This window comes from Arthrobacter sp. 2RAF6, assembly GCF_052115205.1.
GTDB lineage: Bacteria > Actinomycetota > Actinomycetes > Actinomycetales > Micrococcaceae > Arthrobacter.
In genome coordinates, this window is record NZ_JBFRGF010000001.1 from 36,231 (window position 1) to 60,212 (window position 23,982).

Sequence of the window (23,982 nt, forward strand, 5' to 3'; positions counted from 1 at the left end):
TCCCGCTACCCTCGAAAGTATGCCGATTTGGTCCAAGTCGTCTCGAGCTATAACAGAAAAGAAGGCAGCGGTGTCAGTAGGTCAAAGCCACGAAGAGAGCTCCGTAGAGCTCCGGAAATGGCTGTCCGGGCTCAAGCCCGTGACTGGCGCAGACACCATGCTGCGCTTCGTCAAGACGCCGGAAGGGTCGATAGACCTTAGCAACGGCCACCCCTCAGGCCTGGCACAGCTCCTCGCCGGGCGTCGAACCCGGCTTTCCACTCTGATCCGGGATCGCCAGCAGTATCTTGTTGCCGCGCGTGCCGCCAGGAATCTTCGTTCCAAGATTTTCGAACTGGGAAACGACCGGGGGATCGACGCCGGTTATCTGTCCTGCGGCACGGTCGTGTGGACGTCGGCGGTCGGAGGAAAACCCCAACGAGTCTCCGCGCCTGTTATGTTGGCCGCCATCTCACTCACGGCGCGGCCGGGCGAAGACGACTACGAGCTGCAACTCACCGAGCAGGCGGGCATCAACCCCGCGTTGGTCCGGCACTTGAAGACCGTCCACGGAATTGTCTTTGACGTCAACGCCGTGAGCCGCATGGCGTACAACACCGCGCGGCTTGATCCCCAACCGGTCCTTGAGCGACTGGCCACCTTGGTACAACCGATCCACGGTGCCGAGGTAACCCCCAATCTGCTCATAACGACGTTGGCGGATCTGTCCGGGAACTTGGAAGACCCCTGGATCAACGAGAACAGCAGCGTCGTGGCCTCCCTTTTTGAAGCGGCCAACGGCGGGGACGTGGAACCCGAACCCATCAAGTCCGGACGGTTCCCGAGCCTCGACGAGCGCGACCCCGCCGAAGAATCGCTGCTCCTGGATGCGGACTCGGATCAGCAGTACGTCGTGGATGCCGTGCGGGCAGGCGATTCGCTGGTGGTGAGTACCCCGCCAGGCAGCGGTCAGACCCAGACGGCCCTTAATGCCATCGGGGCCATCGTCAACGAGGGAAAATCGGTGCTTGTAGTGGGCGACCGGCGGGCGAGCCTCAACGGTCTGGCGGCCCATTTTGAAGCCCTGGGCCTTGAATCGATGCTGTTCAGGCCGGGCAATGGTGCCACGCCCCAGCAGCTCAAGGGCCAGCTGGTCAGCGCGATCATCCGCAACGAAAAGTCGCTGGAGCCGCAACTTGGGAATCTCCACAAGACCCTGACCGAGCACCGCCATGCCCTCATGGACCATGTCGCGTCTTTGCACAATGTACGCCAGCGCTGGGGATGCTCGCCCTATCAGGCAATGCAGTCGCTCGCGGAGCTGACCTCGATCCAGCCTGCCCCCGCCACGACGGTGCGCTTGAAGCGCAGCGTGCTGGACAATATCAAAGACCGGGCTGAGCTGGCTGAAAGACTCCGACGCGCTGCCGAGCTTGGCAGTTTCAGCCGTGCATCGACGTCGAGCCCCTGGTACGGGGCGCGTCTGGTCACCCGCAAGGAGACCGAGGAAGCCCAGCAACTGGCCAGTGGTGCCGCCGAACAGCTTCCCCGGTTGCGCGAGCGGATGAACCAGGTTGCGGAGCACTCCGAAATCCGGCTTGGGGCGAACTTCGCCGAATGGGGCGCGCAGCTTGAGCTCTTGATGGCGGTACGGGAGAGCTTGGACAAATTCACCCCGGATATTTTTGACCGGCCAGTCCACGATCTGATTTCGGCCACCGCTACCTCCACTTGGCGTCGTGAGCGGGGAGTCGAGATGCCCTCGATGCAGCGCTCCCGCTTGCGTCGCGTGGCAAAGGAGTATGTCCGGCCCGGTGTCCACATTGCGGATCTCCACAGCTCCTTGGCGCTCGTTCAGGAACAGCGGGCGCTGTGGGCCCAGTACGCGACCACACAGCGCCATCCGGCAGTGCCCTCCGGACTGGCGGACCTGGGCGCCAGCTACCGCGAACTGGACCGGGATCTCCGCCGTCTGGGGGATTGCCTCAAACACACTGCCGGCGGCGGCGACCTCCACGCGACCCGTTACGAAGATCTCATGCAGCGTCTTGAGCGCCTTGTGGCCGACACGGGAACCCTGGAAACGCTCCCGGAGCGCACACTTCTGGTCGAGAATATGCGCGAGCATGGACTCGCCGAGCTTCTCGCTGACTTGGCCGAACGCGAAGTGCCTGCCGAATCCGTTGCCGCGGAACTGGACCTTGCCTGGTGGCAGTCCGCCCTGGAGGCGATGATCAGCGGTGACGACTACCTCGCCATGTCCGACGGCGATTCCCTCCGCCGTCTCGAAGCGGAGTACCGCCTGGCAGACCACGCGCACATTGCCAGCGGAGCCGCCCGGCTGCGTTGGAGACTCGCCGAAATGTGGCGGGCCGGAATCGCTGAACATCCTCGCCAATCGGACCTCCTGCGGAACCTGATCAAGGATGGCCGCGTTACCCTCTCGGCGCTCAGTGCCCAGGCGCCTGCCCTTGTCTCCCGCTTGGTTCCCGTGTGGTCCATCAGTCCGTACCTGCTGACCAGCCTCTTGCCTGCAGAGCAGAAGTTCGATGCGGTGGTGATTCTCGATGCCGAGAGCACATCCTTGCAGGCTGTACTGCCGGCCATCGCCCGGGCCCAGCAAGTGGTTGCCTTTGGCGACGCGAAGACCGCCAATGCCCGTACCTTCAGCGTTGCCGTGGAGCCTCCCATGGCCGGTGCCGCCAGCCAAGACACAGTAGACAGTGCTTTCAGTGCCTTGGCCCGGGTCCTGCCCACGTGGCAGTTGAACTGGGTGTATCGCGCGGTTGACGAAGATCTCGTGCTCCAGCTGAGCAAGAACTACTACAACGGCGGCCTGCGTCGGCTGCCGGACGGCCAATCTGTAACAGGGCTGGACCGCTCGGTGGTAGTTGAGTACATCCCGGATGGTACCGGCCTGCCCGGGGCGGATCACGAAGGGGTTGAATCTGTCGCCGCCGAAGTGAACCGTGTTGTTGACCTGGTGTTTCAACACGCCAGCCTTAGGCCGCGGACCTCGCTCGCCGTGGTCACCGCAAGCCTGCGCCATGCCGCAAGGATCGGCGAAGCCATCAGGCTCCAGCTTCCTAACTATCCGCTGTTGTCGGGTTTTTTCAACGCCGGTGCAGAGTCCTTCCGCGTGGTGGATTTGGAGCGCGCGCAAGGACTGGTCCGCGACCACATCATCTTCTCCCTGGGCTTTGGGCGCACTCCGCACGGCCGGGCGCTGCACAGTTTCGGACCCCTGTCCGTCGAAGGCGGGCGAAACAAATTTGCCTTGGCAATGACCCGCTCCCGGAGATCGTTGCATGTCCTGAGCTGCTTCCGTCCGGAGGACCTCGACCTGGACAGGTTGGCTCACGGCGCCGTTGATTTCCATGAACTCCTTGACCGCGAACTCTCCGGGAATTCGGATCTGGGAACACCGGCCACCAGGGCCGCGGCCAGCGAGCAAGCCCTCGGAGAGGATCCCTTGGTAGCGGATCTGGGCGAGCGACTCCGTGCCCGCGGAGCCCGGGTGTGGCACCACTATGACGGAGCCTTGGACATCGCTGCGGCGGCCGATCCCGTGCACACCATAGGCCGGGATGACACCGAAATGCCCACTCCGGTGGCCATTGAGTCGGATGGCACGGAACGATACCGCCGCATGAGTGTCAGGGAGCGCAGCAGGCTCCGGCCCCAGCTCCTCGAACGCCTTGGCTGGCGTTACATGTCCCTGTGGACCATCGAAGTATTCACGGATCCCTCGTCCTGCGCTGATCGCATCGGCTCCTATCTGGGACTGGAGAAGCCGGTAGCACCCTCGTATGGTGCCGTCCAGGATGGATTCCTGGACATCGATGTTGAACAATTGGAACTGAACAGCCAGGCGGACCCGGCCGCGGCCGGGCCTGGCGGTACGCAAGGCCTTGGCTCGGGACCGGCCATCTCCTAAGGAAGCGCAATGGCGGAAAGCAAAAGCCCTCAATCCAAGCACCCTGCGGACACCGGTGCCGATGCGGTAGGCGTTGACACCGAGTTGGACGAGCAGGAGAAAACAAAAGTGAAGCCCGTGCCGGAGCGGAAGCAGGCGGGAGAAAGCATTCTGCCCAAGAAAGCCTCCGAAGATGATCCACGCCGTTGGGGTGATGAGCCCGGCTACGACCACGACGCCTGGCTGAAGGAGCAAAGGCCCCCGCACTGGGGCTGAGCGTTCCATCATGGTCGTGACTCTCCGGCCGAGGTCTGGATCTGCCGCTTGTCAGGGGGATTGACGAGGACAAAGAACAGTTTCCCGCGAGTCGAAGCTCCGGCGAGAATTTCGGCCTGTTGCGGAGTGGCAGCGACAACCACGAGGCCGTCCGCCTCGTTCGTGCCCAACCATTGGCTGGCCTTGCCTCCTTGCGCTGACGTCCACAGAACCGGGACTGCAGCTGCCAGGAGCTCGGATTTCTTGCCGGGCCCGTCAAGTCCATCGGTTGCGGTGAGCACAACGTTGACCAACTGGCCCGGCGAAATGAGCTGAATTGAAGCGGGATCGGCCATGCGAAGCGGAACGGCCGCCGTCGCGGGTGCGGTGCCGGTCAGCAGGCCCGGTCCCAGAAGTTGGGCGTCCGTGGGGATCTGCCCCTTCTGCAGGGGCGAGGCAAGCTGCTTCCCGCCATATCCAGCCCGGGAGGTGAGTGCGCCGGCTGGAACTCCATCAGGAAGGACTTCGAGGGGTTTGAGGTCGGAATCCGTCAAAGTGGACCCGGCAGGAAGATCCCGCGCGGCGGCCAGGACCGTGGCTCGCTCCTCCGAAGCGGGAGTCAGTTGATGGACGACGATCCCGACGGCCACGCATAGCAGGAGAGTCACTGCGAGGCGGCGGTTGCGGTTCAACCAGTTACCGAAGCTGCGCTGCCTGGATTGTCCTGCGGCAGCGCCCAGGTGCCCGCCAGCCTTGAAGGGACCAGCCTGAAGACGGCGGGTGCGGACCCTGTTGATCGGCGCGAGGAGTTTATCGCGCGGAATCGACGAAGGTCCGGCAGACGTGGAGCCTTTGGATACGTTCGGGGTTGCTGACATGGTGCCACGCTAACCGGGCACGCAGGCCCGTGGCAGGGCAACGTTGGGCTATGTGGAAAACAGTCAGCTATGTGGAAAACCGAGGGCAGTTGGAAACCGCAATCAGCTCGCGGCAGCAGCCGGAACCGATGCTGGAGCGGGAGACGCAGCTGGTGCGGCGGGAGCGGCCGAAACGGTGCTTCCCTTGGAGTCCCGGGAGTCGGTGCGGTAGAAGCCCGATCCCTTGAAGACGACGCCCACGCTGTTGAACTTCTTGCGCAACGACCCTTGGCATTCAGGGCAGTCGGACAGGGAGCTGTCCGTGAAAGCCTGAACGATGTCAAAGGCATGTCCGCAGTCTTTGCAGGCATAGGCATATGTGGGCACTGGTGATCCTCCTCCGGGACGAACTACAGGTCCGGTGCTGCCGAGAAGGATTGTTCCCTCTATTAGCAGTCCCAGGGCCTGAGTGCCAATTCTATCATCCGGAGCCGGGGCCGCTACCACGGAATGTGGCGGAGTAGACAGGCAGGAAACCCCGGTCAATCGACCGGAACCAGTCGGATGATCCGATGGGGGGTCAGTGCCTCCGCCACGGGCTTGTCGAACGGTTCGGCCGGGATCGTCCCCGCGGGCAGCACTTCGTCGTCATATACAACGGCGACAGTCGGCGGACGCTGCCCGTCGGCGTCGAGCTTGTCGAGGAGCCGGTCGTAGTATCCGCCCCCTTGGCCGATACGGTTTCCGCCTTCATCGACGGCGGTGGCCGGGAGGAAGATTCCAGCCGCATCCTTGATGACGTCACTTTCGAATCGTTCGCCCAGGGGTTCGTCAATCGGGGCGTACTTCGAGCGGACAAATGTTGTCTCTGGTGTCCAATAGACCCAGCTCAGACGCCGTTCCGGTTCACAGACGGGAAGAAGGATCCTGTGCCCGGCGGCATGGAGCGCCGCAAGCAAGGGCATCGTCGGCGGCTCGGCGGCCACTCCGACATAGGCCGCGAAGGTCGCCGGTTTCCCCTGGGCGACGGCATCCGCCCATTCGACGCCTCGGCGTGCAATCCTCGTTCCAGCATTAGCGCGCTGTTGGACGGTCAAGGCGAGCCGGCGCTGCCGGTTGTCCCGTCGGATATCGTCTTTCAAAGTCATCTTTGCTCCAGTTCTGACTGCTGCGGCTCGAGACCGGGGAAGGAACGGCGGGTTCCCTTCTGTCCGCTCCGGGTTCGTTTTGCCCAATGTCCAGCTCCTTCCGTTAGATTAGTCCGGTGACTTCCAATAGCTGCGCCGTCCGCAAGGCCGTGATCCCCGTTGCGGGGCTCGGTACCAGATTCCTGCCGGCTACAAAGGCCATGCCCAAGGAAATGCTGCCGGTCGTTGACAAGCCGGCCATCCAGTACGTGGTTGAGGAGGCCGTGGGCGTTGGCCTCAACGACATCCTGATGATCACGGGACGCAACAAGCGCGCATTGGAGGACCACTTTGACCGTGTCCCCGCGCTTGAAGCGACCCTTGAGGCCAAGGGAGACATCACAAAATTGGACTCGGTGCAGGCTACCAGCAACCTCGGCGATATCCACTACGTTCGTCAGGGCGACCCCAAGGGACTGGGGCACGCAGTGTTGCGTGCAAAGCAGCACGTCGGGTACGAACCGTTCGCGGTTCTTCTCGGTGACGATCTGATCGATGCCCGCGACACTCTCCTCAGCGACATGATTGAGGTCCAGCAGAAGACCGGCGGATCCGTTGTCGCCCTCATTGAGGTGGAGCCCGCCCAGATCAGTGCCTATGGCTGTGCCGACATCGAGGATATCGGTGAAGACGGTTACGTCCGGATCAAGCAGCTTGTGGAAAAGCCAGCCGCAGATGAGGCTCCATCCAACCTTGCCGTGATTGGCCGCTACGTGCTTCACCCCGCCGTATTTGACGTCCTTGAGCACACCGAACCGGGACGGGGCGGCGAAATCCAACTGACGGATGCCCTTCAAGTCCTGGCCGCCGGGCAGGGCGAAGGCCGCGGCGTCTATGGAGTGGTCTTCCGCGGCCGTCGGTACGACACCGGAGACAAGCTCAGCTACCTCAAAGCCTGCGTCCAGCTGGCCTGCGACAGCGAAGACCTCGGTCCCGGTCTGCGTGAGTGGTTGCCTGGCTTCGCCGCCGGCCTCAGCAAGTAGCCCATTGTGTGGGGGGCGGCCATTTGGCCGGTGACGCTCGAGTGCGGGGACCTCATCTTGCGTCCCATTCATTATCGGGACAAGAAGGAATGGACCGAAGTCCGCTCGCGCAATAGTGATTGGCTGGCGCCTTGGGAAGCCTCCAACCCGGCCCCAGGTGGTCGACTACCGAACTACCGGCAGATGGTGGCTTCCCTTAACGCGCAGGCTCGTCAAGCGAGTGCCCTTCCGTTTGTGATCACGGAGCGTATTCCCGGGTTCCCGGAGCCCAGGATCGTCGGGCAGCTGACGGTTTCCTCGATTATGTGGGGATCGGCCATGACGGCCACGCTTGGCTACTGGGTCGACCAGGCTCGGGCCGGTCGTGGAATAGCTCCCACTGCGGTTGCCATGGCGACCGACCATTGCTTTGAGGCCCTTGGACTGCACCGTATGGAGATCAACATCAGGCCCGAGAACGGGCCGAGCCTACGAGTCGTCGAGAAGCTGGGATTCCGCGACGAAGGCCGTCGTGAGCGATTCCTTCACATCAACGGAGAGTGGGCTGACCACCGGAGCTTTGCGTTGACCTCGGAGGAGGTCCCCGGAGGCTTGCTGGCTGCTTGGCTGAGACGCGGAGCCAACTAGTTCGTTCGGGTGAATGAGAGTCGGTAAATCCATTGATTTGCCGACTCTCCGACGACACACCGGGGGCAATGCGGTGGCCTCTGCGTATTTGCTTCTACGGTTTTGATTGTGGACTTCCCTCTCAGCAGCTCGGTGATATTGGTCATTGCTGTCGCGCTGTGGATTGTTTGGGTTGCGCCATACATACTGCGGAATCGTCGCCACCATGTCCCAGTGGCCGGTGACATCCCAGCGGATGTTATCGACGAAGACGCTCATGAACTGCAAGCCGGGGTGGTTCTGTCAATCACCCCTCGGCAGGAGAAAGCAATGGAAACCATGCAGAGCACCGCAACCGCATTGCCCGAGGTATCGGCTGACGCCGGCGAACGGCGTGATGCTGCATCGGATGCAGCGGTCTTCAAAGTCAGATATGGGCGCTGCGCTCTTGCTCTCGCCGGCCTCCTCCTTCTGCTCGCGGCAGCCGTTTCCGGCGTGCTGCGCATCCTTGGCCTCGTTTCGGGCTGGCTGCCAGTGGTATCCATCGTCGGCGTGGTGGGGACCGTCTTCCTGCTTCGCGCGCTGGCCATCAGGGACCGCCGGGCGAAGATGAACAGGGCCTTCCGCAGCGCAATGGGTCCCACAGTTGAGAGTCCCCGCGTGAGTCCTCCGTCATCGGACCGCCCGGCTACCAAGATCTTCGACGCGGAAGCCCATGCCCGTGAGGCGACGCGCCTGACCGCCGTCGAACTTCGTCAGGCGGCCCTCAACGTTGCTGTCGCCGCTGGCGACAACACGGTCCGGTTTACGGCGGAATCCAAGGAATCTGAATGGCAGCCGGTGGACGTTCCCAAACCAACATACGTCGACGCCGCCAAGGCGCCCCGGCCGGCACCCGAACCCCTCGACCTGCCTGAGGCTCCCAAGCCCCTCGGCAAGCCGACATTGAAGCCGGCCAGCGCGCCTTCCACGGGCCCGTCGGTCCAGGCGCAGCACGGGAAGCCTCAGAGCGCCCTCAGCAACCTCGACGACGTTTTGCAGCGCCGCCGGGCATAGCCTCCCTTGACTACTGTCTGCGTCGCAGGGGGCACGGGACAGGTGGGCCGTGAAGTCGTCCGTGTGGCGCTCGACGCCGGACTTGATGTGACGGTCCTGAGCCGCCGCCCGCCGTCGGGCACCTCACCAGTCCATCACGACGGCGCCCGCTACTTTCAGGCTGACGTCACCACAGGCGCCGGGCTGGCGGAAGCCCTGCAGGGCGCCGACGTCGTGATTGATTGCTTGGAAGGGCAGTTCGGGAAGGCCCGCAAGAATTTCGCCGACGGCGGCGCGCGCCTGCTCGCCGCGGCGGCCGGTGCCGGTGTCCGCAAGGCGGTTCTCCTCTCGATCATCAACTGCGACCAGAGCAACGCGGCATTCTATGTCTCCAAAGCCCGGAAAGAACGGGTGTATGAACGGTCGGGTCTTGAGACGGTGGTTGTGCGGGCCACCCAGTTCCACAGCCTCGTGACGGCGGTGTTCCAAGCCGGGGCGAAGGTTCGCCTCATCCCGGTCTTCAAGGGGGCACGCTTTCAAACGATTTCACCGTCAGATGTGGCGTCCGAGTTGCTGACCGAAGCGGTGGGGGAGCCTTCAACAGAGCGACACCGGACACGTACCATCGGCGGACCGGACATCCGGACCATGCGTGAACTCGCTGAGATCTGGCAAAAAGTTACGGGACACGCCGGGCGGATCGTGGAGCTGCCGTTGCCGGGAGCGATGGGTAAATATCTTCGGAACGGACTGAATTTGGTGCCAGACCAGCGGACGGGAACAGACACGTTCGAGTCTTGGTTGGCAAAGCGCGAAGATAGTTTGTAGCCTAGGGACACTGGCAACGCACGGTTGACCAGGGGCTATAGCTCAGTTGGTAGAGCGCTTCGTTCGCATCGAAGAGGTCAGGGGTTCGAATCCCCTTAGCTCCACAGTGAAGGCCCTTTGACCTGCGGAAACGCTGGGTGGGAGGGCCTTCGTCTTGTCTAGCGTGGGGTGTACCCATCGTTTACTCATCGTTTTGGCGTTGAAAACGTATGGATGGGCATGAGCACTGGTGGCGTATTTCGGTAGCTGTGGTTCGCGGTGTTCCATACGAAGGTGAGTGGTGCAGCCATGGCATTGGGCAGCTTGGGATGCGGTTGAACGCCACCGCATCCCACCGCGGGGCTGACTGGCTTCTACCTGGTGGGGCCCTCAGGGTGTTCTTGGCCGCCGAACTGCTCAAGCGCTTTTGCGAGGTCAGGGGATTCCGTTGCTTTGGCTATGTAGTGCTTCTCAGCGATGGCAGTGCCCGAGTGACCGAGCTGGGCTGCGGCGTGTTTGGAGTTGTATTCGCGGTCGATCAATGTGGCAACTGACTTTCGGAAGACGTGGGGTGTCACCCATTCGTATGCGGAGCCGGACCGCGCGTCCCGCCATTGGCGCCGGAAGTTGTTCGGATTGCGCACGGTTCCCGCTGAGGATGGAAACAGCATGGCGTCGTTTGCTGAGGTGGCCATCCGGGCGATGTTGCGGTTCTCCTCGCCGGCGCCGTTGGCGTTGCCGAAAACCACTTCGTCGATCCGCTCGGGGTCCAAATCCGGCGTGCGCTTCACGGCCTCGCGCACTACGTGGGCCGCGAGGTCATCCGGGCGTACCCCGGCAGGCCGGAGCCGAACTTCCCGAAAGGCGAACGGCGTCGTACACAATAGCCTGATTCATGGTTCTTCCTTCGTTGGCGCGAACAGAGGTTGCGGGGTCTAGGCTGCCGCAGCCGCGGCCCTGCGCGGAGTCGGCTGGTACGCCAGGAACTTCCAGGTCTCGCCCTCTTTGATCCATACCGAGAGTGCACTGTTGGCAAGTGTCTTGTGGGTTCCGTTGACGGTGAGGTCCGAGTTCATTTGTCCCAGGACGAGCGCGGTGTCCCCAATCAGGACGATGTCTTCGATGGGATGGTCGATCCGGTGGTACCTGTAGAAACCCTTGCGAAGCTTCTCCAGGTAGCTGCTCAGCGTGTCACGATCACCCAGCGAATGGGTGTACACGAGGCGCTGGTGGCACAGGCTCTCGAAGGCGTCGTAATCACCATCGACCACGGCTTGGTAGCGCTTTTCTTCCAAGGCTACGATCTTGTCTTTCTCGGCTTCAATGGCGTTATCCACGGAGCACTCTCCTTGCTCAAAATGTTGGCGACTATAGGCCAGGAGTCTGATTCCGCCTGCTATCCACGCCCAACGCTGCTTCTTCACGACGTTGAGCCGGGCTTCGTTAGGGAAAGCCGAACCTGAGCTAATGATTCTTGGCCCAGCTTCATTCCACGGTAAGGGGCAGCAGGCTTGGCCGTCAACTGATAGTTGACACAATTCGCGGGACTGGTTGCGCGACAGGGCCTGCGTCCAGCATCCTCTTACCGCGTATTCGGCAGAATAACGGCCTTAATCGGTAGGAGAACGCGTTTTCTAAGCACTCCTCCGTGATCCGTTGGCCGACGGCGGTGGTTTACGGGAATAGTGCACGTGTAATCTTTTACTTGACACCTGTGTGTTGGATCACTTAACGTCGTCCTCGAACCAATCAAACGGAATGAGGTCAACGTGGTCCTTAGTACCGAGGTCCTGCTTTCTGTGAGCAGGATCAGCAAAAGCTTCGGCGGGGCGAAGGCGCTCAACGACGTTTCGGTGGACTTCCGGGCGGGCGAAGTGCACGCGCTGCTGGGAGAAAACGGTGCCGGAAAGAGCACCCTGGTCAAAGTGATAGCCGGTGTAGTTACCGCCGATACCGGCGAGGTGACATTCCCGGGAGGCTTCGAATCAACTGATGTCGCCATGGTGTTCCAGGAACTCTCAGTGATTCCCGAGCTCTCCGTCCGGGACAACATGGCTCTGAGCATGCGCCGGACCTCAGGTCTTCTGGTGCGCAGGGAAAAACTGCAGAAACGGATGCAGTCCGCGCTGACTTCTGCGGGTCTTGAAGACCTCGATCTGGACATGCCCGTGGAGGCATTGCCGCTGGCCAAACGCCAACTGCTTGAGATCGCCCGCGGGCTCGTCGCCGACGCCCGCACCCTGATCCTGGATGAGCCCACCGCCACCCTGTCCGACATTGAAATCTCACGCGTTCATCAAGTTGTCAGGTCGCTTGTGTCAGGCGGACGGTCGATCGTCTACATCACCCACCGGATGGGCGAAGTCTTCCGGCTGGCAGACCGGATCACCATCATGCGTTCCGGCAGCGTGGTGGCCAGCGGCCCGACGGCCGAATTCACGATGGATTCGGTTGTCACGCACATGCTGGGCGAAGAACACGCAGCGGGGGAGGCAATCCACGTCGCGGAAAACTTTGCCCCGGAAAAGCGCAGGAGGCTGAACGTGCGCGGACTGGCCTCCGGGCACCGCTTCTCGGACGTCTCTTTCACCGCACAGGCCGGGGAAGTCACCGCACTCTTTGGCCAGATAGGCTCCGGAGCTGATGACGTTGTTCGAGCCCTGGTCGGCCTCATCCCCGTGACCGCGGGGGACATTCAACTCAACGAGATTCAACTCTCAGCCCTGACAAGACCAAAGTCCCAGAAACACGGAATTGCCTACGTTTCCGCGGACCGCGTCCTGGAGGGTGTCTTCCTCAGCGGCAGTGTCGCCCAGAACGTCAGCTCGGGCGCACTGGCCGGCGTGAGCCGGCTGGGCACCATCAGGACAGAACTGGAAACGAAACTCGCCCGCTCCATCGCCTCAAAGGTGGCCTTCGACCCGTCACGCATCCGGGTTCCCGTCGGATCCCTCAGCGGCGGCAACCAGCAGAAGATCGCAATCGGCAGGGCCCTTGCCACTCAACCCGACGTTCTGGTCCTGAACGAGCCAACCCGTGGCGTGGACATCGGTGCCCGCGCGGAAATCTATCGCGCGCTACGGCAGCTTTCCGCGAACAACGTCATCGTCATCGTTTATTCGAGCGACATCGTAGAGCTTCGCGAACTGGCCGACCGTGTCATCACCATGTTCCGCGGCCGCACGGTCAGCAGCCACCGTACGACCGATGTCAAGGACTCCCGGATCCTCACCGAAATCCTTCATGGAGCCAAAGCATGAACACTAAAATCGCGACACGGTCGACAGAGCAAAAGCCGGCAGCACCGGCCAGACCCCTCGCTGCGACCATCAAACGGATCACGACGGACAGCTCAGCCATCATCGCCGTGACCACCGTCCTGTTGTTCATCCTTGCTTGCATCTTCGTCAACGAGTTCGCCACGGTCACCAACCTGCGTGCCCTGTTCCTCTCAGTTGCCCTGGTGGGAATTGCCGCGGTCGGCCTGAGCATCATCACCATCGTCGGCAGACTATTCGCCCTGTCCGTCAGTGCGATGGTCGCGGTGTCCACCATCGTCTTCGCCTCCCTCCTTCACACCGGTCCATGGAGCGCCATGGCGGCCGCTGTCCTGTTCGGGGCCCTCGCCGGTGCAGTGCAGGGGTTCTTCGTTGGGCGCCTCGGCACCGACCCCATCGTCACCACCATCGCAGCCGCAGCGATCCTCATTGGCATCGCGCAAATCATGACCGGTGGACGCAACGTGCAGGGCACAGGCGACGCCAGCGTCTTCGGGCAAACCATCTTCGGCGTCATGCCCGTCCAGGTGCTTGCCTTCTTCGTCCTCACAGCTCTCGCCTGGTGGATGCACCGCTACACCGTGCTGGGCCGGCAGGTAACCCTCGTTGGCCTGAACGAAAAAGCAGCCCTTGTTTCAGGAATGCGCGCCTGGCCGGTGGTCCTGTTTGCCTTTATCGCCTCGGGCGCCATGGCAGGCCTGGCCGGCGGACTGCTGTCCTCCGAGTCGGGGCAAGGAAACCTCCAGCTGGGCGGCACTTTTGGCTTCGACGCCATCACAGCTGTCGTTGTCGGCGGCGTCAGCGTCAAAGGCGGAACAGGCAATCCCGTCGGGGCCGCAACCGGGGCCGTCCTCGTCGGCCTGCTCGGCAACGCACTGGTCCTGCTCGGGCTCAGCTACGAAGTCCAGCTCATCTTCAAGGGCGTCCTCGTCCTGCTGGCCGTCGTAGCAACCGGCATCGCATCCAACCGTCAATCAGGAAGAAAGCGCTGATCCCGTGATCAAACTCTATTGGCACTTCCGGACACTGCTGGCATGGTCGCTGGCAATCCTCGCATTCATCGCCTTCACGGTAACCAACCCGGCCTTCATCAACACCGGCAACCTCTACTCTCTCCTGCAGTCCTTCGCCGTCCTGGCTCTGGTCGCAACCGGTCTTGCGATCGTCATGATCGCCGGTGAATTCGACCTCTCCATTGCCGGGAGCATTCCTTTGGCCGGGCTCATCGCGGTCAAAGTAGGTGAAACCGCCGGGATTCCCCTCGGTGTGGCTGCCGCGGTCAGCGTCGCCGTCGCCGTGGGCACCCTGAACGGCTGGCTGACTGCCCACTACGCCGTACCGTCCCTGGCCGTCACAGTGGGAACGCTGGTGCTGACCATTGGTCTGGGTTTCGCCGTGGCCGGCGGCAAGATCGTCACCCTCAGCGACTTTGAACCCGGGCTCTGGCTGGACCAGGCCGTCGCCGAAATCATCGCGCCCCGTGCACTGATCTACCTGGTTCTCGTCATTGCGGCGGGTTGGTTGATGGCCAAGACGTGGTTCGGCATGAAAATCCGTGCCGTCGGGAGTGATCGCCAGCGCTCCGCAGCGTCCGGCCTTCCGGTGACCCATGTCCTGATCCTGGCGTTCGTTGTCTCCGGTCTTTTCGCCGGAGTGGCAGGCGCCCTTCAGGGACTGACCCTGGCATCAGGGGCGCCCGGATCAGACGAAGCGACCCTCCTGCAGGCCGTCACCGCAGCAATCATCGGCGGTGTCGCGCTGACCGGAGGTAAAGGCAACATCCCCGGTGTCGCCGCCGGAGCGATGCTGCTCGCAGTGGTCGGCAACGGGCTCAGCCTCCAAGGCACATCAACCGCCATCATCCAGCTCATCAACGGCGGCATTCTCCTCTTCATTGTCGTCATCGACCGGCCACTAAACCGCATCGTCAACAAGTCAGTGGAAAACACCATGACGGCATCCAAGCACCCCGTATCAACCACCCACTAAAGGACTCCCAATGAAAACCACCTCAATGAAGAGACTGGCCGTCGCCCTCTCCCTCTCCTCTGCGCTCTTCCTGGCAGCCTGTGGATCGACTCCGACCGCTGCCCCGAACGCCAGCGGCGGGTCTACCGACGTCAAAGGCAAGAAGGTCACCCTGCTGACCGTCGCCCAAAGCTGCGACTACTGCGCCAAACACACCGAAGAATTCAAAAAGGAAGCTGAGGCCGCCGGTATTCAGGTGACGGTCGTCGTCAACGACTTCAACGCCGCCGAACAGGCCCAACAGGTCAACCAGGCCATCAGCACCCACCCGGATGCCGTCGTATTGTGGCCCGCCGACGCGACAGCCATCATGCCCTCCCTGCAGCGGCTCAAGCAGTCCAAAATCCCCGTGGTCGTCACCAACTCCCACCCACAGTCCGACGACGACAACCTCTGGAACACCTTCACCGGGCCTGATGACTATGCCAACGGCCAGGAGGCCGCCAAGGCCATGATCGCCGGTTTCAAAGAGAAAGGCTTCGGCGACTCGGGCTCGGTCGTTATCGTCGAAGGTGTACCCGGAACCCCGCCGGCCATCAACCGCACCAAAGGCTTCAAGGACGAACTGGCAAAGGAAGCCCCCGGAATCACCATCGCCGGTTCACAGCCTGGCAACTGGGACCAGACCCAGGCTACATCCGCAGCTGCCAGCCTCATCACCCAGTTCGGCAACAAGAACCTTCGCGGCATCTACGCCCAGGCAGACAACATGCTCGCCGGCGCCATCGTCGCCGCTGACCGGGCCGGCCTGAAATCCACGGACCTTGCCATGGTCGGATCCAACTGCTCCATCGAGGGCTACACCGGCATTGAAAAGGGAGTCCAGTACGCATCGGTTCTGCAGAGTCCTATCGAGGATGGCGAGTTCGCCGCAAAGGCTGTCATTGATGTCCTCGAAGGCAAGAGCGTGGAGAAGAACAACTACCTGACCCCCAAGACGATCACCAAAGCCAACCTTGCTGACTGCGCCGCAGCAGTAGGCAAGTAACGGAGAAACTTCATGACTGACTGGACACTCACTCTTCCCGACCATGTCATCGTCACGGGCACGGCCAGCGGTTTGGGCCTGGAATGCGCGAAGACACTGCTGTCAGCGGGAAGCCACGTCTTAGGTGTGGACCTCGGGGACAGCCCCGCAAAGCTGAAGGACCACCCCCGGTACCAACACATTGTCGGTAACGTCGCAGAAGAGGCGACCTGGAAAGAAGTAGCCAAAACGGCCGCCGCAGGGGCCAATGGATCCCTGGGGCTGATCGCAGCAGCGGCCATCCTTGGCGTCGGCACGCTCGAGGAAGAAACGTTGGAGTCGTGGAAGCGTACATGGGAAGTGAACGTCCTCGGCAACGTCATCGCCCTCAAAACGCTCATGCCGCACCTGCAGAAAGCAGAGCACGCTTCCGTCGTCGTGGTCACCAGCGTGGACGCGCACTTCGCCGAGCAGCAGCTGGCCTCCTACGCGTCATCCAAGGCCGCCCTGACCGGAGCCGTCCGCACCATTGCTTTGGACTACGCCCGCACAGGCATCCAATTCAATCTGCTGGCACCGGGGCCCATGCGGGCGGGACTTTTTGAACGCCACCTGGCCTCGGCCAGCGACCCGGAGAAATTCCTCGCCACCCGCCAGGCACGCCAGCCCCTCGGACGGATCACCGGAGCAGACGAAGTCGCCAACTCTGCACTATTCCTGCTCTCCAAGGAGTCCTCGGCCGTCTTCGGCACGACGGTCATCGCCGATGGAGGCCTGACCACCGGTTTTGATTTCCGAACCGGCTCAGAAGGTTCCTCCGCCCATCAGAACTAAAGCACCACAGGAACACCGAACCATCGAAAGGTACTACTCATGGAACTGGAACTGAACGGCAAAAAAGCCGTCATCACGGGCGCTGCCTTGGGCATTGGCCGTGCCACCGCCCTGCTGCTCACCGCCGAAGGAGCCACGGTGGCTGCCCTGGACATAGACAAGTCGGCTCTGACCGAACTTGAGGAACTGGCCGCTGACCACCCTGGCCGGATCGTCCCGGCCGTCGTTGACTTCACCCAGGGCGAGGCAACGAACAACGCAGTTACCGAGGCCATCGCCCAGCTCGGCGGCCTGGACCTTCTCATCAACAACGTCGGCTCCGGAGCAGTTCGGACCTTCGAGCAGATCACCGACGAGGACTGGGCGCGGACCATGGAGTTAAACTTCATGAGTTACGTGCGCGCCATCCGCGCCGCCTTGCCTGCCCTGCGCGAGTCAGCGGCCCCGTGCATCGTCAACAATGCATCCGACCTCGCCCGACAGCCTGAGGCCCAGCCTGTCGACTACTCCGCCAGCAAGGCTGCCGTCCTGGCCCTGACGAAGTCCATCGCCCGCGCGGAGGGCCCGAAGATCCGGGTCAACGCCGTGGCACCAGGACCCATCTGGACACCGTTCTGGACCAAGCCGGGCGGATTTGCTGACACGTTCGCAACCCTCCACGGGATGGAACGCCAGTCAGCCGTCGAACACGAAATGAAGCTGCGCCAGCTGCCCCTGGAACGGCTCGGCACCCCGGAGGAAGTAGCACGCGTCATCGCGTTGCTTTGCAGCCCGGTGACCAGCTTCGTCACCGGTTCCGTCTGGGGCGTGGATGGCGGCAGCATCCGTGGACTTATCTAACCTTCAGCCCGACCTGGATCGGAAGGAGCACCACGTGCCCGATCACCATTCTTCAAACGAACAGGAGATCCTGTCCCTCGAAGACCGCCGCTACGAGGCCGTGCTTAGGTCTGACTTCGACGCCTTCGCTGAACTTTGCCATGAGGACCTCGTCTACGCGCATTCAAACGGGGAACGCGATGACCTGAGGAGCTACATCGACAAGTGCCGGCAGGGTGTGTACGTCTATCACCGGATCGATCATCCGGTGGAGCAGATCAAAATAGTGGGCGATGTAGCCCTCGTGATGGGAGAAATGCATGCTGATCTGACCATCCGGGGCACGCATACCACGTTGGACAACACCGCCCTGGCCGTGTGGATCCGCGTGGGTTCATCCTGGAAGCTGCTGGCCTACCAGCCGACGCCCAAGCCTGGGCAGGCTGCCCTCGGTCAGGAAGGCACAATCGCCTCCGCGGGCTCAGCTGTCTAAAGTGCATCGGACCGCAAAGCCAAAAGAGGGCCGGCGACACCCCTCGCCGGCATCTTTTGGCGTCCACCGCGTCCACGTCTTGGCAGGCGGCCCAATGCTGCGAGGAGCGTGCTCACTTGTATTCCCCCGGTTGACACTTACAAACCAAAGCTTCCGCATTGACGGCACGACACTGCGTCAGGACCGGGACGGCGCTAAGAGTGGGAGTGTTCCATCGCCCCGGAGTCCTCACCGTTCGATCCCTGTCCGGCTCTGGCCAGATCCAGGGGATGGGCGAAGCCCTGACGGCCAACCACGGCCCAGATGGCGACACAGTCTTCAGCGGAGGTGTTGCTGAGACGGTGCGGCACGTTCGAATCGAAGTTCATGCTGTCTCCCGGCCCGAGAACATCGCTGTCGAAGGCGACCTGGACGTTGAGCCGGCCGGAAAGGATGTGGAGGTACTCCCATCCGGGGTGGCGCATCAGGGCGTCCGCGGCGCAGGACTCGCTCCCGGGCCCGTACGTAACCCGTAGGAACTCGACCAAAGGGTCGGCCCGTTCCGTGAGCCGCTCCCAGCGGACGCCTCCCATGTTGATCTCGGGACGATCCCCGGCCCTCTGGATTCCCGGAATTGCCGTGCCTGCAGACGGGGCTAAGACGGAAAGGCCCGCCGGCTCGCTGACGGCTCCATCAACGGTCGCGCCATTTCGTTCCGGAGCGGGGGCCGAGTGCTCACCACTCATCAGGGTGTCCAGGGACAGCCCAAGCTCCGAAACGATGGTGTAGAGAGTTCCGATGGAAGGGACGGCACGGCCCAACTCGACCTGGGACATGAAGCTCGCGGAGATACCGACCCTGCGGGAGAGCTCCCTGAGGGATATCTTCGCCTCCGTCCTGGCAGCCCTGAGCTGACTGCCCAGCTGGGCACGACTCTCCGGGGTAACCGGTGCAGTGGCTTGAATGCTCATCCTCGGCCTTTCCGGCGATCCAACCCGGCAAAAGAGGGGACCGCTGATCTGTCTGTCCACCAAAGGGCCGGGGAACCAGCCATAAATGTACAGTGCGCGTACACATCAGTTTAGCTTCTCTACCGCATTATTGCCCAGAACTTCACAGTTATTGCGCCGGAATGGATCATGGAAGGGTGCGGAGAGGCCGAACGTAAAGTGGCATGTGCTGTATTACTTGACAGTGTGCGGTGTATCACTTTACATTTGAAGGGTGCTGAAGCCGCGTGAGCTGATAACGGCGGGGGATCTCCCAGCCAGTCGGCGCATCGGCGGAAGCTTCGGGAAGTGCCGGACTCGAAGTCGAGAACAGGCAGCACCGGAGCAAAAGTTCCACTGTGTATATCTACCTTCTAACTAGGAGCAACTGATGGTGCAGGATCGCAAAGGCGCCTCCTCATTCAAACTGAGCCGCCGCCACGTTGGCGTCGTCGTGCTCGCCGGCGCCGCGTTGGCGCTCTCCGCCTGTTCCGGCGGCGCCTCGGGCAGCGGCGGTGACAAGCCGACGGTTGGTTTCTCCGCTGGCGTCCTTGACAACCCTTTCACCGCCGGGCTCGTGGATTCCGTTGTCAGCCAGGCCAACTCAAGCGGCCTGAACATGCTTCCGGCCTCCAACGCTGAGGGCGACCCGGCAAAGCAGGTCACGGACTTCAACACGCTGATCTCCCAAGGCATCAAGGGCCTTGTGACGATTCCCCGTGACAGCGATGCGATCATCCCCGCCATCCAGGCCGCGAACGCAGCCAACGTCCCCGTCGTGACGGTGGATACCGCGGCTAACGGCGGAAAGATCTACATGAATGTCCGTGCAGACAATGTAGCCATGGGGACCAGCGTCTGCGAGCAGATGGGCAAACTCACCGGCGGGAAGGGAACAGTTCTCGAACTGCACGGTGCCCTCTCTACCACCTCGGGCTTCGACCGCGACAAGGGCTTCAGCGACTGCATGAAATCCAAGTTCCCGGGCATCTCGATTATCAAGAAAGACACAAACTGGGAGTCTGCCAAGGCCGTCGAGAACGCCCAGACCGTGCTGAGCACCTCCAAAATCGACGGCGTATTCCTTGCCAGCGACTCCGTCATGCTCTCCGGGGTCCAGACTGTACTTCAGGGCCAGGGAAAGTGGATTCCGGCCGGACAGCCCGGGCACATTCCGCTCGTGACCATCGATGGTTCAGCCGGTTCGCTGGACGCGATTCGCTCCGGCAATGTCGATGCCGTCATCTCGCAGCCGGTGGATCTCTACGGCAAGTACGGCGTCCAGTACCTGAAGGATGCGATGGCGGGCAAGGTGTACAAGGTCGGCCCGTCCGAGCACGGCAGCCAGATCGTTGACTATAAGGGAAACCTTGCAGACATGCTTCCGTCTCCGGTCATCACCAAGGCGAACGTTGACGACCAGAACCTCTGGGGCAACAAGAAGAAGTGACAGCGGTCCTTCCGGCCGGGCCAGTGCCGACTGGAACTGAACTTGGAAAGGGTGACATCGTGGTCACAGCTGATTCGCAAAATGCCATCGAGATTCGAGGGCTACAGAAGTCCTTCGGATCAACCCAGGCTCTGACAGATGCCAACCTGATCGTCCGTTCAGGTGAGTCCAGGGCCTTGCTCGGCCGGAACGGTGCCGGTAAATCAACCCTCATCGCTATGCTGACCGGGCTGATCCATCCAGACTCCGGCAGCATCCGGATCATGGGCGCAGACGGGGAAATCACCGAGGGGCCAGGGTCTGATTCGATCGCCTGTGTGTACCAGAAGAGCACGCTCGTTCCGGAGCTGACGGTCGCGGAAAACATCAGCCTTGGCGCCTACCCGCGCAAACGGTGGGGAGGCGTCGACTGGCGGGCTATCCGGCGTTCCGCGGCAGAGCAGCTCAGGGAATGGGGCTACGAGGGGATTGTCGATCGGACAGTGGCCGATCTTGAACCCCTGGAGAAAAAGATCGTGGAAGTTTGCCGGGCGCTTTCACGGGGTCCGCGGATCCTGCTTCTGGACGAACCGACCGCCGGGCTCGATGAAGGCGGATCGCACGAATTGTTCGCCCAGATCGACAGTTTGCGAAAACGCGGCGTCACTGTGATCTATGTCTCCCACCACTTGGAGGAAATCTTCAGGGTGTGTGACTCGGTCACGATCCTGCGCGACGGGCGGGACGTGCTGACGGCTCCCACGTCCGAGCTCTCCGTAAGCCGCATCGTCAATGTCATGGCCGGCGTCAGCGACGCAGAAGCAGAAGCAGCCAGGGTGGACTCCGAGAAGGCTAAGCGGAGTCCCGGGAATTTTGGCGACAAACGTCTCACGGTATCGGGCGCCGTGGTGGGATCACGCGTCTCCGACGTCAGCCTGACCATCCGGGCGGGCGAATGCGTCGGGCTGACAGGCCTCGATGGCGCAGGCCACGTCCAGCTCGCCCAGGCCATCGCCGGGCAGATCCCCCTGGATCAAGGAACCATGGAGCATAACGGGCGCCGACTCGGCACAGGCAACGTCATCGAAACCATTAACGCGGGCGTGGGATTCGTCCCGGAAGACCGCCACGTCAATGGTTATGTCCCTGAGCTTTCCGTCGAAGAAAACGCCACACTGACCATCGTGGACCGGCTCCGTGGCGCGGGTGGATTGATTAATCCGGCCCGGCGCCGCAAGCGATTCACGGAACTGTCAGGCGCATGGGCCATCAAGTGCGACGGGCCCACCCAGGCCGTCGAGGAACTCAGCGGCGGGAACCAGCAGAAAGTGGTCCTGGCAAGGGCTTTGGCCTCGAACCCGGACACCCTGGTGCTCGTGCACCCAACCGCGGGCGTTGACGTGACCGCAAAAGAATCGATCTATGAGTCCCTGCGGTCCCTGCGCGAAAGCGGCCGGTCCCTGCTGATCGTCTCGACAGATGACACGGACCTGGAAATCTGCGACAGGGTGATCGTGATGTACAAGGGCGCAGTCCACACCGAATTAAGCGCCGGCTACGAAGAATGGGAGCTTGTCAGCGCAATCCAGGGCGCGGAGGAAGCCGCATGACAACCACCGCAGGCTCCCGCACTTCTGCATCCAGCGAGCAACAAAATCAAGGAGAAGTTCCAATGTCCACGCATACTCCCACCGTTGCGGGTACGCCCACAAGCCGCCGGCCCGTCACCCTGATCGACCAGGTCCGGTCGTCCGGCTGGGCCAGGGAACTGGCACTTTTGCCGGCCATCATCGTGGCCATGGTGATCGGTGCCGTGCTGTCCCCGCAGTTCCTCACCGCGAACAACCTGCTCAACAACGTGCTGGTCACTTCTGCCGTGCTGGGGATCGTCGTCATTGCCGAGAGCATCATACTGATCTCCGGCTATTTCGACCTCTCGCTCGAATCCACGGTCGGCCTGGCGCCCATGCTGGCAGTGTGGCTGGTGCTGCCGGCCTCTGTCGGAGGCTCGGGCTGGGGATGGTCGCCGTGGGCTGCGTTTGCCGCGATGCTGGTTCTGGCCATCATTGTGGGCCTTGTCAACGGTTTCCTCGTTGGCAAGCTGAAGCTGAACGCCTTCATGGTCACCTTGGCGATGCTCACGCTTCTTCGAGGCCTGACCATGGGCCTGTCCGGGGGCAAGACGCTCTCCGGGTTGCCGGCTGAATTCCTGGCACTGGGCAACACCAAATGGTTCGGCATCTCCATCCAGATCTGGCTTTTCGTCATCTTTCTGGTGGCAGCCGCGATCTTCATGCGAAGCCACCCGGTCGGCCGCAAGCTCTACGCGATGGGCGGCAACAACGCCGCCGCAGCCGCAGCAGGCATCAAGACGCTGCGCCTCACCATCGGTATCTTTGTCGCAGGTGCCATCATTGCGGCCTTCGCAGGCCTGATGCTGACCGGCCGCATCGCATCGGTAACGGCGAACCAGGGAGACGGGCTCATCTTCACCGTGTTCGCCGCTGCTGTCATCGGCGGAATCAGCCTCAACGGCGGAAAAGGATCGATGATCGGGGCACTGAGCGGCGTGCTGCTGCTGGGTATTATCCAGAACATCCTGGTCCTGTCCGAGGTTCCTTCGTTCTGGATCAAAGCCATCTATGGACTCATCATCCTCAGCGCACTGATCTTCAACTACTTCGCCGGTTCCCGACGAACCCGCCGCGTAGTGTGACGATCATTTAGTCCGCCAATCCCCGCCGGGCAGCCGGCACAAACCAAGGAGCAAACGGAAATGACTCCACAAAATTTCGCAGGCAAGATCGCGATCGTCACGGGGGCAGCCAGTGGCATCGGCCACGCCGCGGCGGTGGCGCTTGCAGAGCAGGGCGCCACGGTCTACGGAGCGGACATCGCGGCACCAAGCAGCGACAACGCCCACGAATCCGTCCAGTGGCGAAAACTGGACGTCGCCGAAGAAGCAGGCTGGAAAGCCCTCGCCGCGGAAGTGCTCGGAGAGCACGGCCGGATCGACATCCTGGTCAACAACGCCGGTCTCGTCGGCTCCTACGACTCAATCACGGACATCGACATAGCGGACTGGCACCGGATCATTTCCGTCAACCAGACCGGCGTGTTCCTGGGCATGAGGACCGTTGCCCCGCCATGCTCGCTCAAGGCGCAGGGGCTATCGTGAATGTCTCTTCGATTTGGGGCTTGGTTGGGGCAGCCGGCGTCGCGGCATACCAGGCATCCAAGGGAGCCGTCACGCTCATGACCAAGAACGCCTCGGCCACCTGGGCCGGCCAGGGCATCCGCGTGAATTCCGTTCACCCGGGCCTGATCATCACACCGCTGACGGAAAACCAAGATCAGGAGATATCCGACGATCTGATCGCCAAGACCCCGATGGGCCGTGCCGGCAAGGCCTCCGAAGTGGCCGACGCGATCCTATACCTCGCCTCTGACCAAGCCTCCTACATCACCGGCGCACAGCTGGTGGTAGACGGCGGATTCACCAGCGTCTGAGGCCGCAGCATCCAACCCCATCGACTAGAAA

22 protein-coding genes, 1 tRNA gene and 2 pseudogenes are annotated in these 23,982 nt (G+C 62.2%); 18 read left to right on the forward strand and 7 right to left on the reverse strand.

What is annotated here, in order from left to right; genetic code table 11:
- Positions 1–19: 19 nt before the first annotated feature.
- On the forward strand, positions 20–3,916 hold the full coding sequence (locus tag AB4Z38_RS00160) for an AAA family ATPase (protein ID WP_441427841.1): 3,897 nt from the start codon (positions 20–22) through the stop codon (positions 3,914–3,916).
- Between the two features lie 9 nt (positions 3,917–3,925).
- Positions 3,926–4,171 carry a hypothetical protein gene (locus AB4Z38_RS00165; protein WP_441427842.1) on the forward strand — a complete coding sequence of 82 codons (246 nt, stop codon included), beginning with the start codon at positions 3,926–3,928 and terminating at the stop codon, positions 4,169–4,171.
- Positions 4,172–4,179: 8 nt separating this feature from the next.
- On the opposite strand, the gene cpaB is transcribed toward AB4Z38_RS00165, so the two are convergent.
- From cpaB to AB4Z38_RS00180, 3 genes are all read right to left on the reverse strand, one after another.
- Complete coding sequence (gene cpaB, locus AB4Z38_RS00170) at positions 4,180–5,028, reverse strand: Flp pilus assembly protein CpaB (protein WP_441427843.1); 849 nt, start codon at positions 5,026–5,028, stop codon at positions 4,180–4,182.
- A gap of 102 nt (positions 5,029–5,130) precedes the next feature.
- Positions 5,131–5,394, reverse strand: coding sequence for an FmdB family zinc ribbon protein (locus AB4Z38_RS00175; RefSeq protein WP_059387425.1), 264 nt, complete (start codon positions 5,392–5,394; stop codon positions 5,131–5,133).
- Positions 5,395–5,549: 155 nt separating this feature from the next.
- Positions 5,550–6,155, reverse strand: a complete 606-nt coding sequence (locus tag AB4Z38_RS00180; RefSeq protein ID WP_441427844.1) for a 5-formyltetrahydrofolate cyclo-ligase — start codon at positions 6,153–6,155, stop codon at positions 5,550–5,552.
- A 116-nt stretch (positions 6,156–6,271) separates the two neighbouring features.
- Here AB4Z38_RS00180 and galU point away from each other — a divergent pair, with 116 nt between their 5' ends.
- The 5 genes from galU (at position 6,272) to AB4Z38_RS00205 (ending at position 9,750) form a co-directional block, all read left to right on the forward strand.
- On the forward strand, positions 6,272–7,177 hold the full coding sequence (galU, locus tag AB4Z38_RS00185) for a UTP--glucose-1-phosphate uridylyltransferase GalU (RefSeq protein ID WP_441427845.1): 906 nt from the start codon (positions 6,272–6,274) through the stop codon (positions 7,175–7,177).
- A gap of 6 nt (positions 7,178–7,183) precedes the next feature.
- A complete protein-coding gene (locus tag AB4Z38_RS00190; RefSeq protein WP_441427846.1) occupies positions 7,184–7,804 on the forward strand; it encodes a GNAT family N-acetyltransferase in 621 nt (206 codons plus the stop codon).
- A 309-nt stretch (positions 7,805–8,113) separates the two neighbouring features.
- Entirely contained in the window at positions 8,114–8,839 is a 726-nt protein-coding gene (locus AB4Z38_RS00195) for a hypothetical protein (protein ID WP_441427847.1), read from the forward strand.
- A 6-nt stretch (positions 8,840–8,845) separates the two neighbouring features.
- Positions 8,846–9,646 carry an SDR family oxidoreductase gene (locus AB4Z38_RS00200; RefSeq protein ID WP_441427848.1) on the forward strand — a complete coding sequence of 267 codons (801 nt, stop codon included), beginning with the start codon at positions 8,846–8,848 and terminating at the stop codon, positions 9,644–9,646.
- A gap of 31 nt (positions 9,647–9,677) precedes the next feature.
- Positions 9,678–9,750, forward strand: a tRNA-Ala gene (locus AB4Z38_RS00205).
- A gap of 249 nt (positions 9,751–9,999) precedes the next feature.
- Here the strand turns inward: AB4Z38_RS00205 and AB4Z38_RS00210 are convergent.
- The 3 genes and pseudogenes from AB4Z38_RS00210 to AB4Z38_RS00220 all read right to left on the reverse strand — a co-directional run bounded on the left by AB4Z38_RS00210 (position 10,000) and on the right by AB4Z38_RS00220 (position 10,962).
- A complete protein-coding gene (locus AB4Z38_RS00210) occupies positions 10,000–10,320 on the reverse strand; it encodes a tyrosine-type recombinase/integrase (protein WP_441428059.1) in 321 nt (106 codons plus the stop codon).
- Positions 10,312–10,522, reverse strand: a pseudogene (locus AB4Z38_RS00215) (3-oxoadipyl-CoA thiolase); the annotation flags it as partial. The gene AB4Z38_RS00210 and the pseudogene AB4Z38_RS00215, both read right to left, overlap by 9 nt.
- A gap of 38 nt (positions 10,523–10,560) precedes the next feature.
- Positions 10,561–10,962: a nuclear transport factor 2 family protein gene (locus AB4Z38_RS00220; protein ID WP_441427849.1), complete on the reverse strand. Its 402-nt coding sequence runs from the start codon at positions 10,960–10,962 to the stop codon at positions 10,561–10,563.
- A 432-nt stretch (positions 10,963–11,394) separates the two neighbouring features.
- Here AB4Z38_RS00220 and AB4Z38_RS00225 point away from each other — a divergent pair, with 432 nt between their 5' ends.
- Genes AB4Z38_RS00225 through AB4Z38_RS00255 form a run of 7 tightly spaced genes read left to right on the forward strand, consistent with a single transcriptional unit; the run spans position 11,395 to position 18,044 of the window.
- Positions 11,395–12,885 (forward strand): sugar ABC transporter ATP-binding protein, encoded by a 1,491-nt coding sequence (locus AB4Z38_RS00225; protein WP_441427850.1) that lies wholly within the window; start codon positions 11,395–11,397, stop codon positions 12,883–12,885.
- Positions 12,882–13,895 (forward strand): ABC transporter permease, encoded by a 1,014-nt coding sequence (locus AB4Z38_RS00230; RefSeq protein WP_441427851.1) that lies wholly within the window; start codon positions 12,882–12,884, stop codon positions 13,893–13,895. The genes AB4Z38_RS00225 and AB4Z38_RS00230 overlap by 4 nt, the downstream gene beginning before the upstream one ends.
- A 4-nt stretch (positions 13,896–13,899) precedes the next feature.
- Positions 13,900–14,892, forward strand: a complete 993-nt coding sequence (locus tag AB4Z38_RS00235) for an ABC transporter permease (protein WP_441427852.1) — start codon at positions 13,900–13,902, stop codon at positions 14,890–14,892.
- Between the two features lie 10 nt (positions 14,893–14,902).
- Complete coding sequence (locus AB4Z38_RS00240; RefSeq protein WP_441427853.1) at positions 14,903–15,919, forward strand: sugar ABC transporter substrate-binding protein; 1,017 nt, start codon at positions 14,903–14,905, stop codon at positions 15,917–15,919.
- Positions 15,920–15,931: 12 nt separating this feature from the next.
- Positions 15,932–16,732 carry an SDR family NAD(P)-dependent oxidoreductase gene (locus tag AB4Z38_RS00245; RefSeq protein ID WP_441427854.1) on the forward strand — a complete coding sequence of 267 codons (801 nt, stop codon included), beginning with the start codon at positions 15,932–15,934 and terminating at the stop codon, positions 16,730–16,732.
- A gap of 39 nt (positions 16,733–16,771) precedes the next feature.
- Positions 16,772–17,572: an SDR family NAD(P)-dependent oxidoreductase gene (locus AB4Z38_RS00250; protein ID WP_441427855.1), complete on the forward strand. Its 801-nt coding sequence runs from the start codon at positions 16,772–16,774 to the stop codon at positions 17,570–17,572.
- A 34-nt stretch (positions 17,573–17,606) separates the two neighbouring features.
- A complete protein-coding gene (locus AB4Z38_RS00255; protein ID WP_441427856.1) occupies positions 17,607–18,044 on the forward strand; it encodes a nuclear transport factor 2 family protein in 438 nt (145 codons plus the stop codon).
- A 194-nt stretch (positions 18,045–18,238) separates the two neighbouring features.
- On the opposite strand, the gene AB4Z38_RS00260 is transcribed toward AB4Z38_RS00255, so the two are convergent.
- A complete protein-coding gene (locus tag AB4Z38_RS00260) occupies positions 18,239–18,994 on the reverse strand; it encodes a helix-turn-helix domain-containing protein (RefSeq protein WP_441427857.1) in 756 nt (251 codons plus the stop codon).
- Positions 18,995–19,403: 409 nt separating this feature from the next.
- On the opposite strand from AB4Z38_RS00260, the gene AB4Z38_RS00265 reads away from it, so the two are divergent.
- The 4 genes and pseudogenes from AB4Z38_RS00265 to AB4Z38_RS00280 all read left to right on the forward strand — a co-directional run bounded on the left by AB4Z38_RS00265 (position 19,404) and on the right by AB4Z38_RS00280 (position 23,951).
- Complete coding sequence (locus tag AB4Z38_RS00265; RefSeq protein ID WP_441427858.1) at positions 19,404–20,462, forward strand: sugar ABC transporter substrate-binding protein; 1,059 nt, start codon at positions 19,404–19,406, stop codon at positions 20,460–20,462.
- Positions 20,463–20,521: 59 nt separating this feature from the next.
- Positions 20,522–22,051 (forward strand): sugar ABC transporter ATP-binding protein, encoded by a 1,530-nt coding sequence (locus tag AB4Z38_RS00270; protein WP_441427859.1) that lies wholly within the window; start codon positions 20,522–20,524, stop codon positions 22,049–22,051.
- A 62-nt stretch (positions 22,052–22,113) separates the two neighbouring features.
- Entirely contained in the window at positions 22,114–23,157 is a 1,044-nt protein-coding gene (locus AB4Z38_RS00275; protein WP_441427860.1) for an ABC transporter permease, read from the forward strand.
- Between the two features lie 60 nt (positions 23,158–23,217).
- Positions 23,218–23,951 (forward strand): annotated as a pseudogene (locus AB4Z38_RS00280) (SDR family NAD(P)-dependent oxidoreductase).
- The last annotated feature ends 31 nt before the right edge of the window (positions 23,952–23,982 follow it).